Origin of the sequence: Acrocarpospora corrugata (assembly GCF_009687845.1) — a bacterium.
GTDB classification, from domain to species: Bacteria; Actinomycetota; Actinomycetes; order Streptosporangiales; family Streptosporangiaceae; genus Acrocarpospora; species Acrocarpospora corrugata.
The window spans coordinates 190,847-206,348 of record NZ_BLAD01000044.1; the positions used below are offsets into that span (position 1 = coordinate 190,847).

A 15,502-nucleotide genomic window follows, 5' to 3' on the forward strand; every position below is an offset into this window, starting at 1 on the left:
CACCGCCTTCCGGCCGGTCCCGACCGATACGTCCCCGGTCTTGTTGATCAGGCTACAGTGGGTGAGGTAGGTGTTACAGCTCTTGCCACAGATTCGGGGGGTTGTGCCGTGCAGCCGTCAGAGGACATTCACGGCGCATCCCGGCCCGCGCCCTCGGTGAGTCTGCCCAAGGGCGGCGGCGCGATCCGCGGCATCGGCGAGACGTTCGCGGCCAATCCGGCGACCGGCACGGGCGCGATGACCGTCCCCGTCGCCACCAGCCCCGACCGATCCGGGCTGGGGCCGGAGCTCGCCCTGTCGTACGACTCGGGGTCGGGCAACGGCGTCTTCGGGTTCGGCTGGAGCCTGTCGCTGCCGTCGATCACCCGCAGGACCGACCGGGGCCTGCCGACCTACGGCGAGTCGGACGTCTTCCTGCTGTCGGGGTCCGAGGATCTGGTGCCGGCCGGGCCCGACGACACCACCGTCGATCCGCGTTACGCCGTACGGCGATATCGGCCCAGGATCGACGGCCTGTCCGCGCGGATCGAACGCTGGACCCGGCTGGACGGCTACGTGCACTGGCGGTCGATCTCCAGGGACAACGTCCTGACCGTGTACGGCGTGGACGCCGACTCCAGGATCGCCGACCCCGCGGACCCCACCCGGATCTTCACCTGGCTGATCAGCGAGACCCGCGACGACAAGGGCAACGCCGTCCGCTACGGCTACGCCCGCGAGAACGGCCTGGGCGCCGACCTCACCCGTCCTTCGGAGCGCAACCGGGGCGACCGCACCGCCAACCGCTACCTCAAACGCGTCGAGTACGGCAACCGCCGCCCTCTCCTGACCGAGACCGGCCACCGCCCCCGATTCACCGGCACGGAAGACGCCGGCTTCATGTTCGAAGTCCTCTTCGACTACGGCGACCACGACCTGGCGGACCCGGCGATCCTGGGCGACTGGTCGTTCCGGACCGACCCGTTCTCCGCCTACCGGGCCCGTTTCGAGGTGCGCACCACCCGCCTGTGCCGCCGGATCCTGACTTTTCACCACGTCCCCGGCGAGGGCGGGTACGACGGCCTGGTCCGCTCCACCGACCTGGCCTACGCCACCCAGTCCGGCTACAGCTTCCTGCGCTCGGTCACGCAGACCGGCTACCGGCGGGACGGCGACGGCTACCGGCGGAGCAGCCTTCCGCCGCTGGAGTTCGACTACGAGCGGCCGGACGGGCCGCGGCTGGTGCGGGACGTCGATCCGGCCGCGCTGGAAAGCCTGCCGGCCGGCGTCGGCGCGGCCCACCAGTGGGTCGACCTGCGCGGCGAGGGCATCCCCGGCATCCTCAGCGAGCAGGCGGACGCCTGGTGGTATGTCCGCAATCTGAGTCCGGCGGGACCGCTCACGTTCGCGCCGGCGGAGCTGGTGGCGTCCAGGCCGAGCCCGGGCCTGGACGGCGGCCGGGCGCAGTTCATGGACCTGGCCGGCGACGGCAGCCCCGACCTGGTCGTGCTGGACGGCCCCGAGCCCGGCCTGTACGAGCACGACGGCGACCTCGGCTGGCAGCCCTTCCGCCCGTTCACCTCCCGTCCCGCCCGCGGACTGAGCGGCGAGGACATCCGGCTGACCGACCTGACCGGCGACGGCCAGCCGGACGTACTCGTGATCGAGGACGACGCGTTCGTGTGGCACCCTTCGATGGCGGAAGCCGGGTTCGGCCCGGCCCTGCGCGTCCCCCAGCCCTACGACGAGGAACTCGGTCCCCGGCTCGTCTTCACCGACGGCACGCAGTCGATCTACCTGGCCGACTTCAGCGGCGACGGCCTCACCGATCTGGCCAGGATCAGGAACGGCGAGATCTGCTACTGGCCCAACCTCGGCTACGGCCGCTTCGGCGCCAAGGTGACCATGGACGGCGTGCGCCCGTTCGACGACCCCGACCAGTTCGACCAGCGCCGGGTGCGGCTCGCCGACATCGACGGGACCGGCACCACCGACCTGATCTACCTGCACCGCGACGGCGTCCGCCTGTACTACAACCGGTCAGGGAACGGCTGGAGCGAGCCGGAGCGCCTGAACGGCTTCCCGCCGGTCGACGACGTCGCGTCGATCCAGGTCACCGACCTGCTCGGGAACGGGACCGCCTGCCTGGTCTGGTCGTCGCCGCTGCCGGGCGACGCGGCCCGGCCGATGCGCTACGTGCGGCTGACCGGCGAGCGGAAGCCGCACCTGCTGATCAGGGCGGCCAACAACCTCGGCGTGGAGACCCTCGTCGGCTACGCGCCGTCGACGAAGTTCTCCCAGCGGGACGAGCGCGACGGCGAGCCGTGGTCGACCCGGCTGCCGTTCCCGGTGCACGTGGTGGAGCAGGTGGAGACCCTGGACCGGGTCAGCCGGAACCGCTTCGTCAGCCGGTACGCCTATCACCACGGCCATTTCGACGGCGACGAGCGTGAGTTCCGCGGCTTCGGCGCGGTCGACCAGTGGGACACCGAGGAGATCGGCGCCCTCACCGGCGCGGAGAACGAGGATCCGGCCGCGCGGCTGCCGCCGGTGCGCACCAGGACCTGGTTCCACACGGGCGGGCTGCCCGGCTCCGGCCACCTGCCGCCGGGCTCGCTGAACCCTCCCCCGCTGCCGGGCGGCCTGACCGCCGACGAGGAACGAGAGGCCCATCGGGCGCTCAAGGGGTCGATGCTCCGCCAGGAGGTGTACGCCGTGGACGGCGGGCCCCGGCAGGAGCATCCGTACCAGGTGACCGAGACCAGCTATGCCGTCCGGGTCGAGCAGCGCCGGGGCCCCAACCCGCACGCGGTGTTCTCGACGCATCCGGCCGAGACCGTCGAACGGCAGCACGAGCGCGACCCCGGCGATCCGCGCGTACGGCACTCGATCACCCTGGACGTGGACGCCTTCGGCAACGTGCTCCAGAGCGTGACGATCGGCTACGGCCGCCGGGGGCCGCAGGTCCGCGAGGAGCAGCGCACGCCGCTGATCACTTACACCGAGAACACCCTGACCGGGCCGGTGCTCAGCCCGGACGACCACCGCACCCCGCTGCCCGCGCAGACCCGCGTCTTCGAGCTGACCGGCTATCCGCTGACCGGCCCGCTGTACCTGCCGGGCGATTTCGCCGGACCCGATCCGGCGTCGGGCCGTCCCCTGGCCGTCTTCGAGGCGGAGGTCGGCTACCACGAGACGGCGGCCGGGAGCAGGCGCCGCCGCCCGATCGAGTGGACCCGCGTCCGCTACCGGGCCGACGACCTGTCCGCGCTGCTGCCGCTCGGCGACCTGGAGCCGAGGGCTCTGCCCGGCGAGACCTACACGCTGACGCTCACCACCGGGCTGCTCGACCAGGTCTTCCGGCGCGACGGCGTCGCCCTGCTGCCGGACCCCGGCGGCGTCCTGCGCACGGGCGGCTACCTGTCGAGCCACGACGCCGGATTCCCCGCCGACCAGGACGGGCTCTGGTGGGTTCCGTCCGGCCGGGTCTTCCTGTCGCCAGACGACGGCGACACGGCCGCGCAGGAGTTCAGCCATGCGAAGGACCATTTTTTCCTGCCATGTCGTACGCGGGATCCGTTCCAGAACGCGAGCTTCATCCGCTACGACGAGCACGACCTGCTGATCGCCGAGACCCGGGACGCGGCCGGCAACCGGGTCACCGTCGGCGAGCGCGACCCGGCCAGGCCCGGCAACGACTACCGGGTCCTGCAGCCCAGCCTGATCACGGACCCGAACGGCAACAGGACCCAGGTCGCCTTCGACTGCCTCGGGATGGTGGTCGCGACCGCCGTGCGCGGCAAGCCCGGCCAGGACGTGGGTGACACGCTCGACGGGCTCGAACCCGATCTGACCGACGCGGAGATCGCCGCGTTCCTGGACGCGCCGCCGGCCGATCCCGCCGCCCTGCTCGGCCGGGCGACCACCCGGCTGGTCTACGACGTGTTCGCCCACCGGCGGACCCCCGGACAGCCCGCCGCCGTGTGCACGCTCGCCCGGGAGACGCACGACGCCGACCTGCCGGCGGGCACCCCGACGAGGGTGCAGCTCAGCCTCTCCTACTCGGACGGGCTCGGCCGGAACGTGCAGAACAAGCGGCGGGCCGGGGCGGGGCGCTGGGTGGTCAGCGGCTGGACCGTCCACAACAACAAGGGCCTGCCCGTCCGCACGTTCGAGCCGTTCTTCAGCGCGACCCACCGCTTCGAGTCCGGCGTGCGGGCCGGGGTCAGCCCCGTCGTGTTCTACGACCCGCTCGGCCGGGTCGTCGCCACCCTGCATCCCGACCGCAGTTACCAGAAGTCGGTCTTCGACCCCTGGCGGCACGTCACGTGGGACGCGAACGACACGGTGCTCGACGACCCCCGCACCGATCCGGATATTTCCGGATATGTGGCGGGGTTCTTCGCCGGTCTGCCGGACGGGTGGCGCACCTGGCACGGCGAACGCGAGAACGGGGACCTGGGCCCCGAGGAGCGTTCCGCCGCCGCGAAGGCCGCCGCCCACGCCCGCACCCCGGCCGCCGCCCATGTCGACGTGCTCGGACGGCCCGTCCAGAACGTCGCCGACAACGGCCCCGACCCTGACCATCCGGACCGGCATCTGCTCCTGACGACCACCACCCAGCTCGACATCGAGGGCAACCAGCGGGCCGTCCTGGACGCGGCGGGCCGGGTGGTCATGCGCTACCGGCACGACCTGATGGGCCACCGGATCCACCAGCACGGCATGGACCGCGGCGCCCGCTGGCTGCTGAGCGACGTGCTCGGGCAGCCGCTGCGCGCGTGGGACCAGCGCGGCCACGTCTTCCGTACCGAATACGACCTGCTCCGCCGCCCGCTGCGGACCTTCGTCTCCGGCCCGGACGGCGAACGGCTGGTCGAACGCCTGGTCTACGGCGAGCGGCACCCCGAGGCAGTCGAACGCAACCTGCGCGGCGTCGCCTACCTGCGCCTCGACCAGGCCGGAGCCCTCACGACGGAGGAACACGACTTCAAGGGCAACCCGCTGCGGACCACCCGCCGGCTCACGAACGGAACCCGATACCGGGAGACGGTCGGCTGGCCTGACCTCCCGGACGAGAACCTGGAGGCCGCGCTGGCCCCCTTCCTGGAAACGGCCGGCTACACGTCCACGACCAGCTACGACGCGCTCGACCGGCCGCTCGCCAGGTCCACGCCGCACACGCCGTCGATGGCGGCGACCGTGGTCAGGACGGCGTACGACGAGGCCGGTCTGGTCGCGCGCCTGGACGCCGACCTCCGCGGCGTGCCGACGCCGTTCGTCACCGCCGTCGACTACGACGCGCTGGGCCGGCGGGTGCGGATCGACTACGGCAACGGCGCGACCACGTCGTACACCTATGATCCGCGCACGTTCCGGCTCACCCGCATGCTCACGACGCGGACGGGCTTCCCCGCCGACGCGAACCCGGTGCAGGACCTCGGCTACACCTACGACCCGGCCGGCAACCTCGTCCACCAGCGCGACGACGCCCAGCAGCGGATCTTCTTCGCCGGCCGGCTGGTCGAGCCCGCCGCCGACTTCACCTATGACGCGATCTACCGGCTGATCGAGGCCACCGGCCGCGAGCACCTGGGGCAGAACCAGGCGCCGATCCCGCACTCCCCCGGCGACGCGCCGCGCCTGCGGCTGCCGCACCCGGGCGACGGCGCCGCGATGGGCCGCTACACCGAGCGGTACGGCTACGACGCCGCGGGCAATATCCTCACCATGCGGCACACCGGCTCCTCCGGCTGGACCCGCCGCTACGACTACGCGGAACCCAGCTCCCTCGACGGCTCCCCGAGTGACCGCCTCACCAGCACGGTGACCGGCCAGGACGACGCGGCGACCCCCGAGCGGTACGCCTACGACGCGCACGGCAACGCCACCCGGATGCCGCACCTGCGCGGCCCGGACGCCAACCTGTTCTGGGACCATTTCGACCAGCTGGTCCGGAGCGACCTGGAGGGAGGCGGCGCCGTCCACTACGTCTACGACGCCGACGGCGAACGGGTGCGCAAGGTCTGGGAGAAGCCGTCCGGCCTGGTCGAGGAGCGGCTCTACCTGGGCGACTTCGAGATCTACCGGCGGACCCAGAACGGCGCCGCCGCGTTCGAACGCGAGACGACGCACCTCACGCACGACGGCCGCCGCCTGGCCATGATCGAGACGCGCACCCTCGGCACCGCCGGGCCGGACCAGCTGATCCGGTTCCAGTTCGGCGACCGGCTCGGCTCGGCCCGCCTCGAACTCGACGGCCAGGCCCGGGTGCTGTCCTATGAGGAGTTCACGCCGTACGGCAGCACGTCGTACCAGGCCGTGAGCGGCCAGGTCGAATCCCCGAAGCGTTACCGCTTCACCGGCAAGGAGCGCGACGAGGAGACCGGCCTGAGCTACCACGGCGCCCGCTACTACGCGCCGTGGCTCGGGCGGTGGGCGAGCTGCGATCCACGCGGCCTGGCCGACGGCACCAACCTCTACCGATACGCGCACGACAACCCGATCGGCAACACCGACCCGACCGGCACGGAAGGCACCCCGATCCTCACGCCCAGCGGCCAGCCGACCCCGCTGACCTGGATCGACCCGGACGGCGGCGCCCCCGCGTCCAGCATCCCGGCCGCCAGCCTGTCCGGGCCCTCCAGCATCCCCTCGAAGGCCGCCAAACCCGCTCCCCCACCGCCGCCGCCTCCCCCGCCGCCACCCGCCCCCAAGAAGCCCGAGTTCGAACCGGCCGTCTCCGATCCGGAGGCGCTGCGGCGCGCGGAGGGCATGGGCCACATCGAGGTCGGCGACGTCGTCCAGTTCGGCAAGGGCCTGTGGAACGGCCCCGCCAGCTGGGTCGGCGGCCCCCAGTTCAAGACGGACGAGCACTACGGGGGCGCCGCCGAAGTCGGCAAGGAACTGGGCAAGAACCTGGTCCTGGAAGTGGCCACACTAGGCGTCGGCAAAGCCGTGGAGGTCGCCACCCCGTTTCTCCGCCGGGCCGTACGGGCGCCGGCCTTCATGTTCGTCGGCGCGGGCGGACCGGGCGCGGGCGTGGAAGCCGGGCGAGTCCTGGAGGCGGCCGAGGAGGCCGCCGCCGGGACCAAAGCCGCCACCACCGGAGGCGGCGGCGCGAAAGCGGCGGCCTCCGCGGCCAAGGACGTCGTGCCGGACGTCCCCACCGTGAACATCCTGCCGATCGACAAGATCGCGACCCGGGCCGGCGAGGCCCGCGCACCCAAGGTCAACCTCAAGCCCGGCAGCTACCGCGGCGTCACCAAGAAGATGCGCGAGGTCGCCCAGCAGAAGGGCGAGTTCTACCATGGCCCGGGCAAATACGACGTGGGGCACCGCTCCCCCCTGTCCCAGACCCAGGCAGGCGAAAAGGTGCGGCTGCGTCCGGAGTCGGCCAGCACCAACCGGGCCGACGGCAACGCCATCGCCAAGTCCAACGAGATGCGCCGCAAGGCCGGCCTCTACACACGCAAGCCCTGATCGCTATCTGGGCCGGTTCTGCCGACCAGGCTCGGGTACGCGGGTTTCGGCGTCAGGCGCGGCGCCTTGGCCGGGGAGGAACTCCGGGATCCAGGAGTGCCTGTCGGTGAAACCCCAGGTGGTGAACTCGACGCAGCGGCGGGCCCGCGCGCAGGCGTCGAAGGCGCCCTGGTAGATCGCCGCCTGAGCCGCCAGCTTGCGCGAAGTCGCCGGGAGCACCATCCGCACGTCGAGCTCGGTGATCGCGACGTCGAACCCGGAGTCGGAGAAGCGCCGCAGTGCGCCGGCCAGCTCGGCGGGCAGGCCCAGCTCCACGCTGAGGTGCGCCTGCACGCCGACGCCGTGAACCGGGACGCCGGTCCGGCGCAGCCGCGTCACCAGGTCCAGCGCGCCCGCGCGCTTGGCCGCCGAGGTCTCCAGGTCGTACTCGTTGAGGTAGAGCCTGGCCTTGGGGTCGGCCTGGTGCGCCCAGCGGAACGCGTCCGCGATGTATCCGGGGCCCAGCCGGCGCGGCCAGAAGGTGTCGGCGAGGGTGCCGTCCTCGGCCAGCACCTCGTTCACCACGTCCCAGGACGCCACTTTGCCGCGGTATCGGGTCACCTGGACGGTCACGTGCTCCCGCAGGATCGCCCGGAGCTGGCTGCGGTGAAGCCGCCACCGGTGACCCACGCGGGGATGCCCTCCCCCCACACCAGCGTGTGGCCGCGGACCGCCTGCCCGGCACGACGCGCGGTCGCGACGATCAGATCCGCCCCCGACCAGTCGGGCACACCCCTGGTGGCCTCAACGACAACTTGCACCAGCCCTTACTGGCCGTGCGCAGCACGTCGATCTTGCCGAAGTGGCCGGGGGTGAGGTCGGTGCCGGGCGGCGGGTACTTGGAGATCAGGCCGACCACCTTGCCGAGTTCGGGATTGACGAGCGAGTCGCCAAACCAGGTGGTGGACCCCTTTCTCACTGCCAGACAGTGACTTCCGCTTTAACTTGGTTGGAGGTGCTGCTGGTGATCTTCAGCAGTGCGTACCGGTCGGCCGAGGTGACGACGCAGATGGCCCGGCCACCGCTGATCCGCTCGTTGCTGGCGAAGAGTTCATCCGCGCGGTGGTATTTGGCTTTGGTGCAGTCCGTGTATCCGGGTGCGTCTGACTCGCCGAGCACCGCGACCCGTTTTCCGTCATTTCGCGGGCCGAGGATGTGGCCACCATTGCCCGAGAAGTAACCGAGGTCCTGGATTTCGTACCAATTGCCGTCGGTCGGCTTCCAATTCGACGCCAGGGAATCCAGGTCGTAGCCCAAGCCCGCCTTCATGGCGATGTCCCCCGATCGCCTGACGGGCGGCCCGGTGGGCGACGGGGACGGCTTGGGAGCCGGGGTCGGGGAACCGGTCGTCGGCGTGGCCGGTGCCGACGTGGTGGGCGCGGGGACGGGCGACGGCACTTCGTCCGAGCCCTTGAAAAGGGTTGCCCCGACCACCGTGAGCAGGCCCACCACGACGGAGGCGACGGCGCCGATGACGGCGACCGTCACCGCGCTCCGGTCCGAGTTCCTGCCTGGCCTCAGCTCGTCTGTTTCGTAGGACATCAGGGACCTCCCTCGCCGTTACTCCCAACGGTCAGAGAAGCACCCGCGGCGGGGAGGCAAGCCATCGTTTGATGGCATTGCGGGGATCAGCCCGGAACTCGGGCCCGGAACATCACCGCCCGGCCGTTCGCGGTGAATTTCGCCTGGGCGAAGTCGTCCCGGGCGGTCAGGGGGAACGTGGCCGTGAGGGACTCCCCGGGCGCCAGTTCGTCCGCCTGCGCGCCGGAGCCTTCGCTCAGGCCGCCGGGGAGGCTCAGCCGTACCTTCCGCCACGGGGTCGCCGAGCCGTTGACCAGGGTCGCCGCCAGTTCGCCCGCCTCCTCCCGGACCCGCAGGCCGTACGGCACCCGCGGATCGGGGCCGATCGACCGGTCCAGGAGTTCGGTGAGTTCGGTGACGAGCTGTGGATGGTTCGCGGCGACGTTGTGGCGTTCGCCGCGGTCGCCGCGCAGGTCGTACAGCTCGATGCGGCCTTCTGGGCCGGCGCCGGCGATGTGCGGGGCGAAGCGGAGCAGCTTCCAGTGGCCGCGCCTGATCGCCTGCATCTTGCGCGGCCGGTTCCACAGCAGGAACTCATGACCGGAGTAGCGGGAGCCGGTCAGCAGGGGGCGGAACGACTTCCCGTCCAGGTTGGCCGGAACGGGGATCCGGGCGAAGTCGGCGAGCGTCGGCAGAACGTCCCACAGCGCCACCGGCTCGTGCACGACCTTCGCGGCGAGAGACGGCGACCAGGCGATCATGGGGACCCGGATGCCGCCGTCGTAGAGCTGGCGCTTGACCCCGCGGAACGGCCCGTTCGAGTCGAAGATCGCCGGGTCGACGCCCTTCTCGTGGTGCGGCCCGTTGTCGGCGGTGAACAGCAGCACCGTCGAGTCCGCCACGCCGGCGTCGCGGAGCGCCTGGACGATGTCGCCGACATGCGAGTCCAGCCGGGTCACCTGGGCGGCGTGGCGGCGGTTGGGGCGGGTCCACGGCTCGTGCGCGTACCGGCCGCTGTCGCCCGGGATCTCGCTCGGGGAGTGCGGCAGGTTGGTGGCGAAGTGCAGCAGGAAAGGCTGCCCGGCGGCCTCCTTGATGAACGAGACGGCCCGGTCGCGGAGCAGATCGGGCGCGTACGTCCGGCCGTCGACGGCGACCTTGTCCCCGTTGTGCCACAGGTAGGACGGCCAGTACTGATGGGCGTGGCTGTGGGTGATGTAACCGAAGAACTCGTCGTATCCCCGGACGTTGGGGTGGGAGTCCTGGCCCGGAGCCTCGGGGCCGAATCCCCACTTGCCCAGCAGGGCCGTCCGGTAGCCGGCCAGCCTGACCAGCTCCGCGAAAGTGAGGTCGGCGGCGCCGAGGGAGCGCTGCGGCCCGCCCTCCGGGTTCTCGCGCACGGTGCCGTGCCCGGTGTGCAGGCCGGTCAGCAGCGCGCAGCGGGACGGCGCGCACAGCGAGGAACCGGCGTACGCGCTGGTGAACCGGACGCCCTCGGCCGCCAGGCGGTCGAGGTGGGGGGTCACGATCTTGCGCTGCCCGTAACAGCCGATCTCACCCCAGCCCATGTCGTCGGCGAGGACGATGACGAAGTTGAGCGGGGTGCGGGCACGCGCCGCCGCCGTCCCGGCCGAGCTCGCGGAGGCGAGCCCGGCCGCGAGCACGCCTCCCGTGCCCGCTAGGAATCCACGTCTGGTGGTGGGCAGCATTGATCCTTGTTTCTGGTGGTGGGGCTGGTTCACGGCGTTACAGGTAGTTCCATGTGCGGCACATGTCGTGCAGGATCTCGGGGACGTCTTCGGCGGCCGGAAGGGGCCTGCCGTGCTGGACCGTACCGGATCTGATCTTCTCCCGCCAGTCGCCGATGCCCTTGACGAACTCCTCGCCGCGGTCGCCGTACTGGAGCATGCCCGGCTCCCATCCGGCCCCCAGGAATTCGCAGATCCGCCCGAGCTCGGTGGCCGGGCTCTCGGTGAGGCTCTCGTAGCGGACCGTGAGGCCGGGCAGCCGCTGCCGCGCCTCCTCCAGGTAGGTCATGTAGTTGAGCGTGTGCCGGAGCGCCTCCTCCATGGGACGCCGCTCCGGATCGGCCTCGTGCCAGGACTGCGCGATCGACATCGGGTGCCTGATCAGGAAGATGATGCGGGCGTCCGGCCAGCAGGTCAGGATGCGCTTCCAGGCGAAGACGTTGCTCGGGGTCTTCTCGACCAGGATCTTCTTCCCGCTTTTGACCAGTTCGCGGTGGAGCATGCGGTCCCAGAGGATGTGCTCGATGTCGCTCTGGCTGTGGCCGAGCGCGTCCATCGCCTGCCGCAGCGGCTCGGTCGGCAGGTCGACCGCGAGACGGCGGATGTGCAGCTCGTGCGGGGCGTGGATCTGGGAATGGCAGTTCAGCATCACCCGCAGCAACGTCGACCCGGAGCGTACGGACGAGAGCACGAACACCGGTTCGCTCAGCAGCCGGTCGACGGCGGGATCGGCGGGCGGCCGCACGACGTCGCCGGGGGCCCGCGTGGACACGACCGGCGGAGCGACGGGGGGCGGCGGCGGGATCAGCACCGACCGCTTGATCGTGTACCCGGTCAAATCCTTCAAGGTCGAGTTGACCTTGTGCTTCCAGTTCATGGTCAGCGAAGGTAGAGGTGCTCTCTTACGTGAGGGTGAACAACACCTGGGAGAGCCCTGAGATCATGTGACGAAGGTGGCCGCCACTCTTAGGATCACGGTGGTGCGCATCGAGCTGGTTACCATCATCGTTCCGGAATACGACCAGGCGATCTCGTTCTTCGTCGACGTCCTGGGATTCGAGCTGGTGGAGGACTCGCCCTCGCTGACCAACGATGGCCGTCCCAAACGGTGGGTCGTCGTTCGTCCTCCTGAGGGCGGGACAGGCGTTCTGCTGGCTCAGGCGGACGGTGAGCGCCAGGTGGAGGCCCTCGGGGATCAGGTCGCCGGTCGGGTCGGATTCTTTCTGCGGGTGGGCGATTTCGATGACGCCTACGAGCGAATGCGGGCCGCAGGGGTCCAGTTCGTCACCTCACCACGGGCGGAACCCTACGGGAATGTGGTCGTGTTTCTCGACGTCGCCGGTAATCGGTGGGACCTGCTCGGCCCGTCCCAGAAGCAGGGCGATTAACTGGTGACCGCGAATCCTGTCCCTGCGGCGGGGAGCCCGATCGCGACGGCGTTGATGGTGGGCCTCAGCTTCAAGCTCAGCCGGCGATGCGAGCGATGGCTGACCGAGCTCCGACGGCTCAGTGTGGCTCCAGGCCAAGACAGGCCCCGGTCTCGTGCACCTGGTCGGGCGGCGGGGAGTCGATGAGCACATCGCTGCCCCAGTCGGTGAATTCGACCTCGGTCACAATGGTCCCGGGCTGGCCGTCCTGGGCCATGGGATCGGTCGAGGTGAGGCGCACTCGACGGGGAAGCCGGTCCGGTCCGACCCACAACTGCCAGGAGATCTGTATCGAGCCGAACTGCTCGCGCAGCCGCTTGGCCATACGGGATCGCCGTATGGAATCTCGATGCCGAATTCCGCCTGCGAGCCGCTCCCGGCGTGCACGACGGTGACGACTCCGTCGATGACCTCCCCCGGAGAGGGAGCCGGGGCCGCCAGCTTTCGCAGCACCTCGGGTGAGACGAGGCCGCGTACGCTGAGCGAGTCGATAGCGCGCAACAATTGCTCACACTCGGAGTTGCGGCTGTGAAGCCAGGACTTGCCCGCGGGGACATCCTGCCGATCAGCCCGGTACCTGTAGGTGCCGGAGCCTGCGATCGAGATCGTCCGGGTCGTCATGGAGGACAGGTCGGTCGGGAAAATGCCTTTCAGCTCATCGGGGACGTTGGTTTGGTAGTGGGTCGCGGTCAGGTCGGAGGCGGTCGCGCCGAGCGCTCCAGTGGTACGGCTCTCGTTGTATTCGCCGATGTCGACCGGCACGATGTAGTCGTCCTCCGCTGGAGGGGTGAACACGCTCTCCCCGTAATCCAGGCGGACGAGCCTGGCGACCTTCACACCGGTTGAGCCCGTCATCCGCTGAGTCACCGCCTCGGCGGGCGTTCGCGCCGTGACCGCATCGCCGCCTCCGCAGCCGGCCGTCAGGGCGAGCATCAGGACGATCGTTGCGATCCTCGGCAAAGCCACCCGGTGATCATAGGGCTGCGGCCGACGAACTTTCCGGCGTCCCTGAAGTACCTAGCGGTCTCCTTACGGCGCCAGTCATTGCGCCCAGGGCAGCCGTACCGCTTCGATCTCGGAGTCTTTCAGCAGTGCGTCGATGAGCGAGGTGGGCCCGGCCACCTTGGTGGCCCACAGGTCGTAGTCAGTGCAGATGATCCATGAGCGGTCCTCAGGCCAGAAGTTGGATGGGCTGAAGTCGACCTCGGGGTTGTCGTACAAGATCTCGGCATCGCCGAGGCGACCCGCACGCACATGGAGGTTTTCGAAATCGGTAGCCCCGAGCATCAGGGGACTGTAGTAGGCCAAACAGCGCGTGTCCGCACCCGCAGGACTATGGGCACAGAGCAGGCCGATCAGGTGGTTCCAGGTCTCGCGGTCCATGCTGCCCTCGGTTGGCGGAGCGATCGAGACGGGCCAGCTGCCGTTGATAGGGACGGAAGGGAAGCAGCGGTAGCAAGGCAGGAGGCCGTCGGGGACTACCGGGTCGCCGCTGCGTCGCGCAAGTTCGGCCCAGCGTAGCCGCCTCCAGCCGGGCCCGGGGTGCTGGGCGCGGCCTAGACCTCCTCCGATGACGGTTCCCACAGTGTTCATGTCGATGCCACCGACGATCTCGGGGGGCACGCTTCCGTCCGCGATCGCGGCGCGGTGAACTTCGTCGTAGGAGATATCGGCAGGGGCCTGATCGTGCTCGTACATGGAGTTCAGCACCCAGCCTGCATCCGGGAGTGCCGGCGGCATGAAGCCGGTGAGGCCGTCGCCGGCGAGTTCTCGCAGCCAGTCGGTGGCAGTGGAAGGTGCGACCGACCATCTGTCTGACAGCGGAGGCGATGACTGGGACATCCAACTATTCTCCCGGGTCAGGCGATGCCTCAATGGCAGGCCCCCGACGCCGGCCGTATGCGCCGGGTAGCGCTGGGCCGTCTTCGGCTGATTACTCGGGTGGGGTCGTCGTCACGGTCAGGCTGATCAGGATGCGAAGCGGCCGGACTCCGGTGGGGAGATCGGGCAGGCCAGTGCCGATCACGTTGATGTGCTCTCATGGACGGTCTAGTCGCCTCCGGCCCGATACACCCGGCCCTGCCCCGAGACCGACGCCTCCATCCGGCTGGAGGCGTCCCCTTCGTCCCGGGGGATCAGCAGGCCGGGCGATCATCACTCGTTTACGGTCTGGTCACCGCCGGCCTGATACACCCGGCCCTGCCCCGACGCCTCCGCGTTCATCTGCACGTTGCGCGCCCCGTCCCCGGTCGAGACGATCCCGGAGTTGTTCCCACGCACCGAGACGCCGCCCCGGCCGGTGATCGACACATCACGGGCCGAGCCGATCTGATTCACATCCCCAACGATGTGACTGCCGGAGATCACCTGACTGCCCGCACCCGCGGTCACCGGCGAAGCCGCCGCCAGCATCGTCGCGATCTCGGCCGCCAGCTCCGGATCAGCCGCCAGCGCCTTTTTCACCTGCATCCGCAGCGCCGCCACCGCGTCGCCGTCGTTCGCGTCGGCTTCAACGTCGGCGACCGCACTCTCCAACGCCGGCCGCGACTCAGGGCGCCCGGCCAGCCGCTGCAGCATCCGCCGCCCCCACCCGGCCGTCTCCTCCGCCGCCAACTCCTGGGTCTTGGTCCACACCGCCGCCCCATAGGCGCCGACCGCGGCCGTGATGTACGGGACCACCAGCGCAGCCATCTCAGCGATCTCCACCACTGCCCCTCTCCTTCGCATTCCCCCCGAAGGACGCTGCGATCCTAACCCGCCCGCCCCACCGACGAGGGGTGCCAGCAAGAAACGTGTCAGTGCGCCATGGAAAGCGCTGCATGTCCAAACGGAGGTGGAAGACCACGGTCGCTCTGCCGTCCGCGAGGGTGTTCGCCGAGAAGATCGGCGACCTGGATGCAGGTCCTCCGTTATGAAGCGAACTTTGCGACAGCCCTGAAGCTGACCTGATGGATGAACTCCTCTTCGCGGCTGGCGACGCCCAAACACTCCGTGAAAGGGACTACGACGGCGAACATCCTGATGGAGCCCAACGACACGTACCCGTGCATCGTCCCGGCGCGGCCGGATCGGTGTTCCTGCCGTTCGAGGAGGACGGGGGGACGCTGTCGGTGATCCTGTCGAAGGCGTTCTTCCTGGTCGACGACACGGCGATCACCGACCCGACGATCACTCCGGCAGCTCGGCTGAACGACCGCTCAGACACTGCGCCTGCGGTATCTACCCCACCGCCTGGTCGGTCCCACCGGCACCAGGCGGGCAGGTGATCATCACGAATGGCGAGAAAGCCTCCGTCAGCGCGACCCA

10 protein-coding genes and 1 pseudogene are annotated in these 15,502 nt (G+C 70.1%); 3 read left to right on the forward strand and 8 right to left on the reverse strand.

The window, feature by feature from the left end; genetic code table 11:
* Positions 1-108: 108 nt before the first annotated feature.
* On the forward strand, positions 109-7,461 hold the full coding sequence (locus tag Acor_RS12395) for a SpvB/TcaC N-terminal domain-containing protein (RefSeq protein ID WP_218034246.1): 7,353 nt from the start codon (positions 109-111) through the stop codon (positions 7,459-7,461).
* 3 nt (positions 7,462-7,464) lie between these two features.
* On the opposite strand, the pseudogene Acor_RS12400 reads toward Acor_RS12395, so the two are convergent.
* From Acor_RS12400 to Acor_RS12420, 5 genes and pseudogenes are all read right to left on the reverse strand, one after another.
* Positions 7,465-8,261: pseudogene (locus Acor_RS12400) on the reverse strand (endo-1,4-beta-xylanase).
* On the reverse strand, positions 8,204-8,419 hold the full coding sequence (locus tag Acor_RS12405) for a hypothetical protein (protein WP_155336748.1): 216 nt from the start codon (positions 8,417-8,419) through the stop codon (positions 8,204-8,206). Before Acor_RS12405 ends, Acor_RS12400 begins: the two are co-directional and overlap by 58 nt.
* A complete protein-coding gene (locus Acor_RS12410; RefSeq protein ID WP_155336749.1) occupies positions 8,416-8,988 on the reverse strand; it encodes a hypothetical protein in 573 nt (190 codons plus the stop codon). The genes Acor_RS12405 and Acor_RS12410 overlap by 4 nt, the downstream gene beginning before the upstream one ends.
* A gap of 140 nt (positions 8,989-9,128) precedes the next feature.
* On the reverse strand, positions 9,129-10,730 hold the full coding sequence (locus tag Acor_RS12415; RefSeq protein WP_155336750.1) for a sulfatase-like hydrolase/transferase: 1,602 nt from the start codon (positions 10,728-10,730) through the stop codon (positions 9,129-9,131).
* A gap of 37 nt (positions 10,731-10,767) precedes the next feature.
* On the reverse strand, positions 10,768-11,646 hold the full coding sequence (locus Acor_RS12420; RefSeq protein WP_155336751.1) for a sulfotransferase family protein: 879 nt from the start codon (positions 11,644-11,646) through the stop codon (positions 10,768-10,770).
* 103 nt (positions 11,647-11,749) lie between these two features.
* On the opposite strand from Acor_RS12420, the gene Acor_RS12425 reads away from it, so the two are divergent.
* Entirely contained in the window at positions 11,750-12,157 is a 408-nt protein-coding gene (locus Acor_RS12425; protein ID WP_155336752.1) for a VOC family protein, read from the forward strand.
* A gap of 222 nt (positions 12,158-12,379) precedes the next feature.
* Here Acor_RS12425 and Acor_RS12430 read toward each other — a convergent pair whose 3' ends face one another.
* From Acor_RS12430 to Acor_RS12440, 3 genes are all read right to left on the reverse strand, one after another.
* The gene (locus Acor_RS12430) at positions 12,380-13,129 is read right to left on the reverse strand and encodes a hypothetical protein (protein WP_155336753.1); all 750 of its coding nucleotides are present in this window, start codon (positions 13,127-13,129) and stop codon (positions 12,380-12,382) included.
* A gap of 108 nt (positions 13,130-13,237) precedes the next feature.
* Positions 13,238-14,038: a hypothetical protein gene (locus Acor_RS12435; protein WP_155336754.1), complete on the reverse strand. Its 801-nt coding sequence runs from the start codon at positions 14,036-14,038 to the stop codon at positions 13,238-13,240.
* 312 nt (positions 14,039-14,350) lie between these two features.
* On the reverse strand, positions 14,351-14,905 hold the full coding sequence (locus Acor_RS12440) for a hypothetical protein (RefSeq protein WP_174876138.1): 555 nt from the start codon (positions 14,903-14,905) through the stop codon (positions 14,351-14,353).
* A 239-nt stretch (positions 14,906-15,144) separates the two neighbouring features.
* Between Acor_RS12440 and Acor_RS42130 the strand changes: the two genes are divergently transcribed.
* Positions 15,145-15,462, forward strand: a complete 318-nt coding sequence (locus tag Acor_RS42130) for a DUF7737 domain-containing protein (protein WP_170316879.1) — start codon at positions 15,145-15,147, stop codon at positions 15,460-15,462.
* Positions 15,463-15,502 lie beyond the last annotated feature (40 nt).

Bases quoted from the DNA above. Each gene is read 5' to 3' on its own strand.
- Acor_RS12415 (WP_155336750.1), bottom strand. From the start codon at position 10,730: ATGCTGCCCACCACCAGACGTGGATTCCTAGCGGGCACGGGAGGCGTG.
- Acor_RS12420 (WP_155336751.1), bottom strand. From the start codon at position 11,646: ATGAACTGGAAGCACAAGGTCAACTCGACCTTGAAGGATTTGACCGGG.
- Acor_RS12430 (WP_155336753.1), bottom strand. From the start codon at position 13,129: ATGCTCGCCCTGACGGCCGGCTGCGGAGGCGGCGATGCGGTCACGGCG.
- Acor_RS12435 (WP_155336754.1), bottom strand. From the start codon at position 14,038: ATGTCCCAGTCATCGCCTCCGCTGTCAGACAGATGGTCGGTCGCACCT.
- Acor_RS42130 (WP_170316879.1), top strand. From the start codon at position 15,145: ATGGATGAACTCCTCTTCGCGGCTGGCGACGCCCAAACACTCCGTGAA.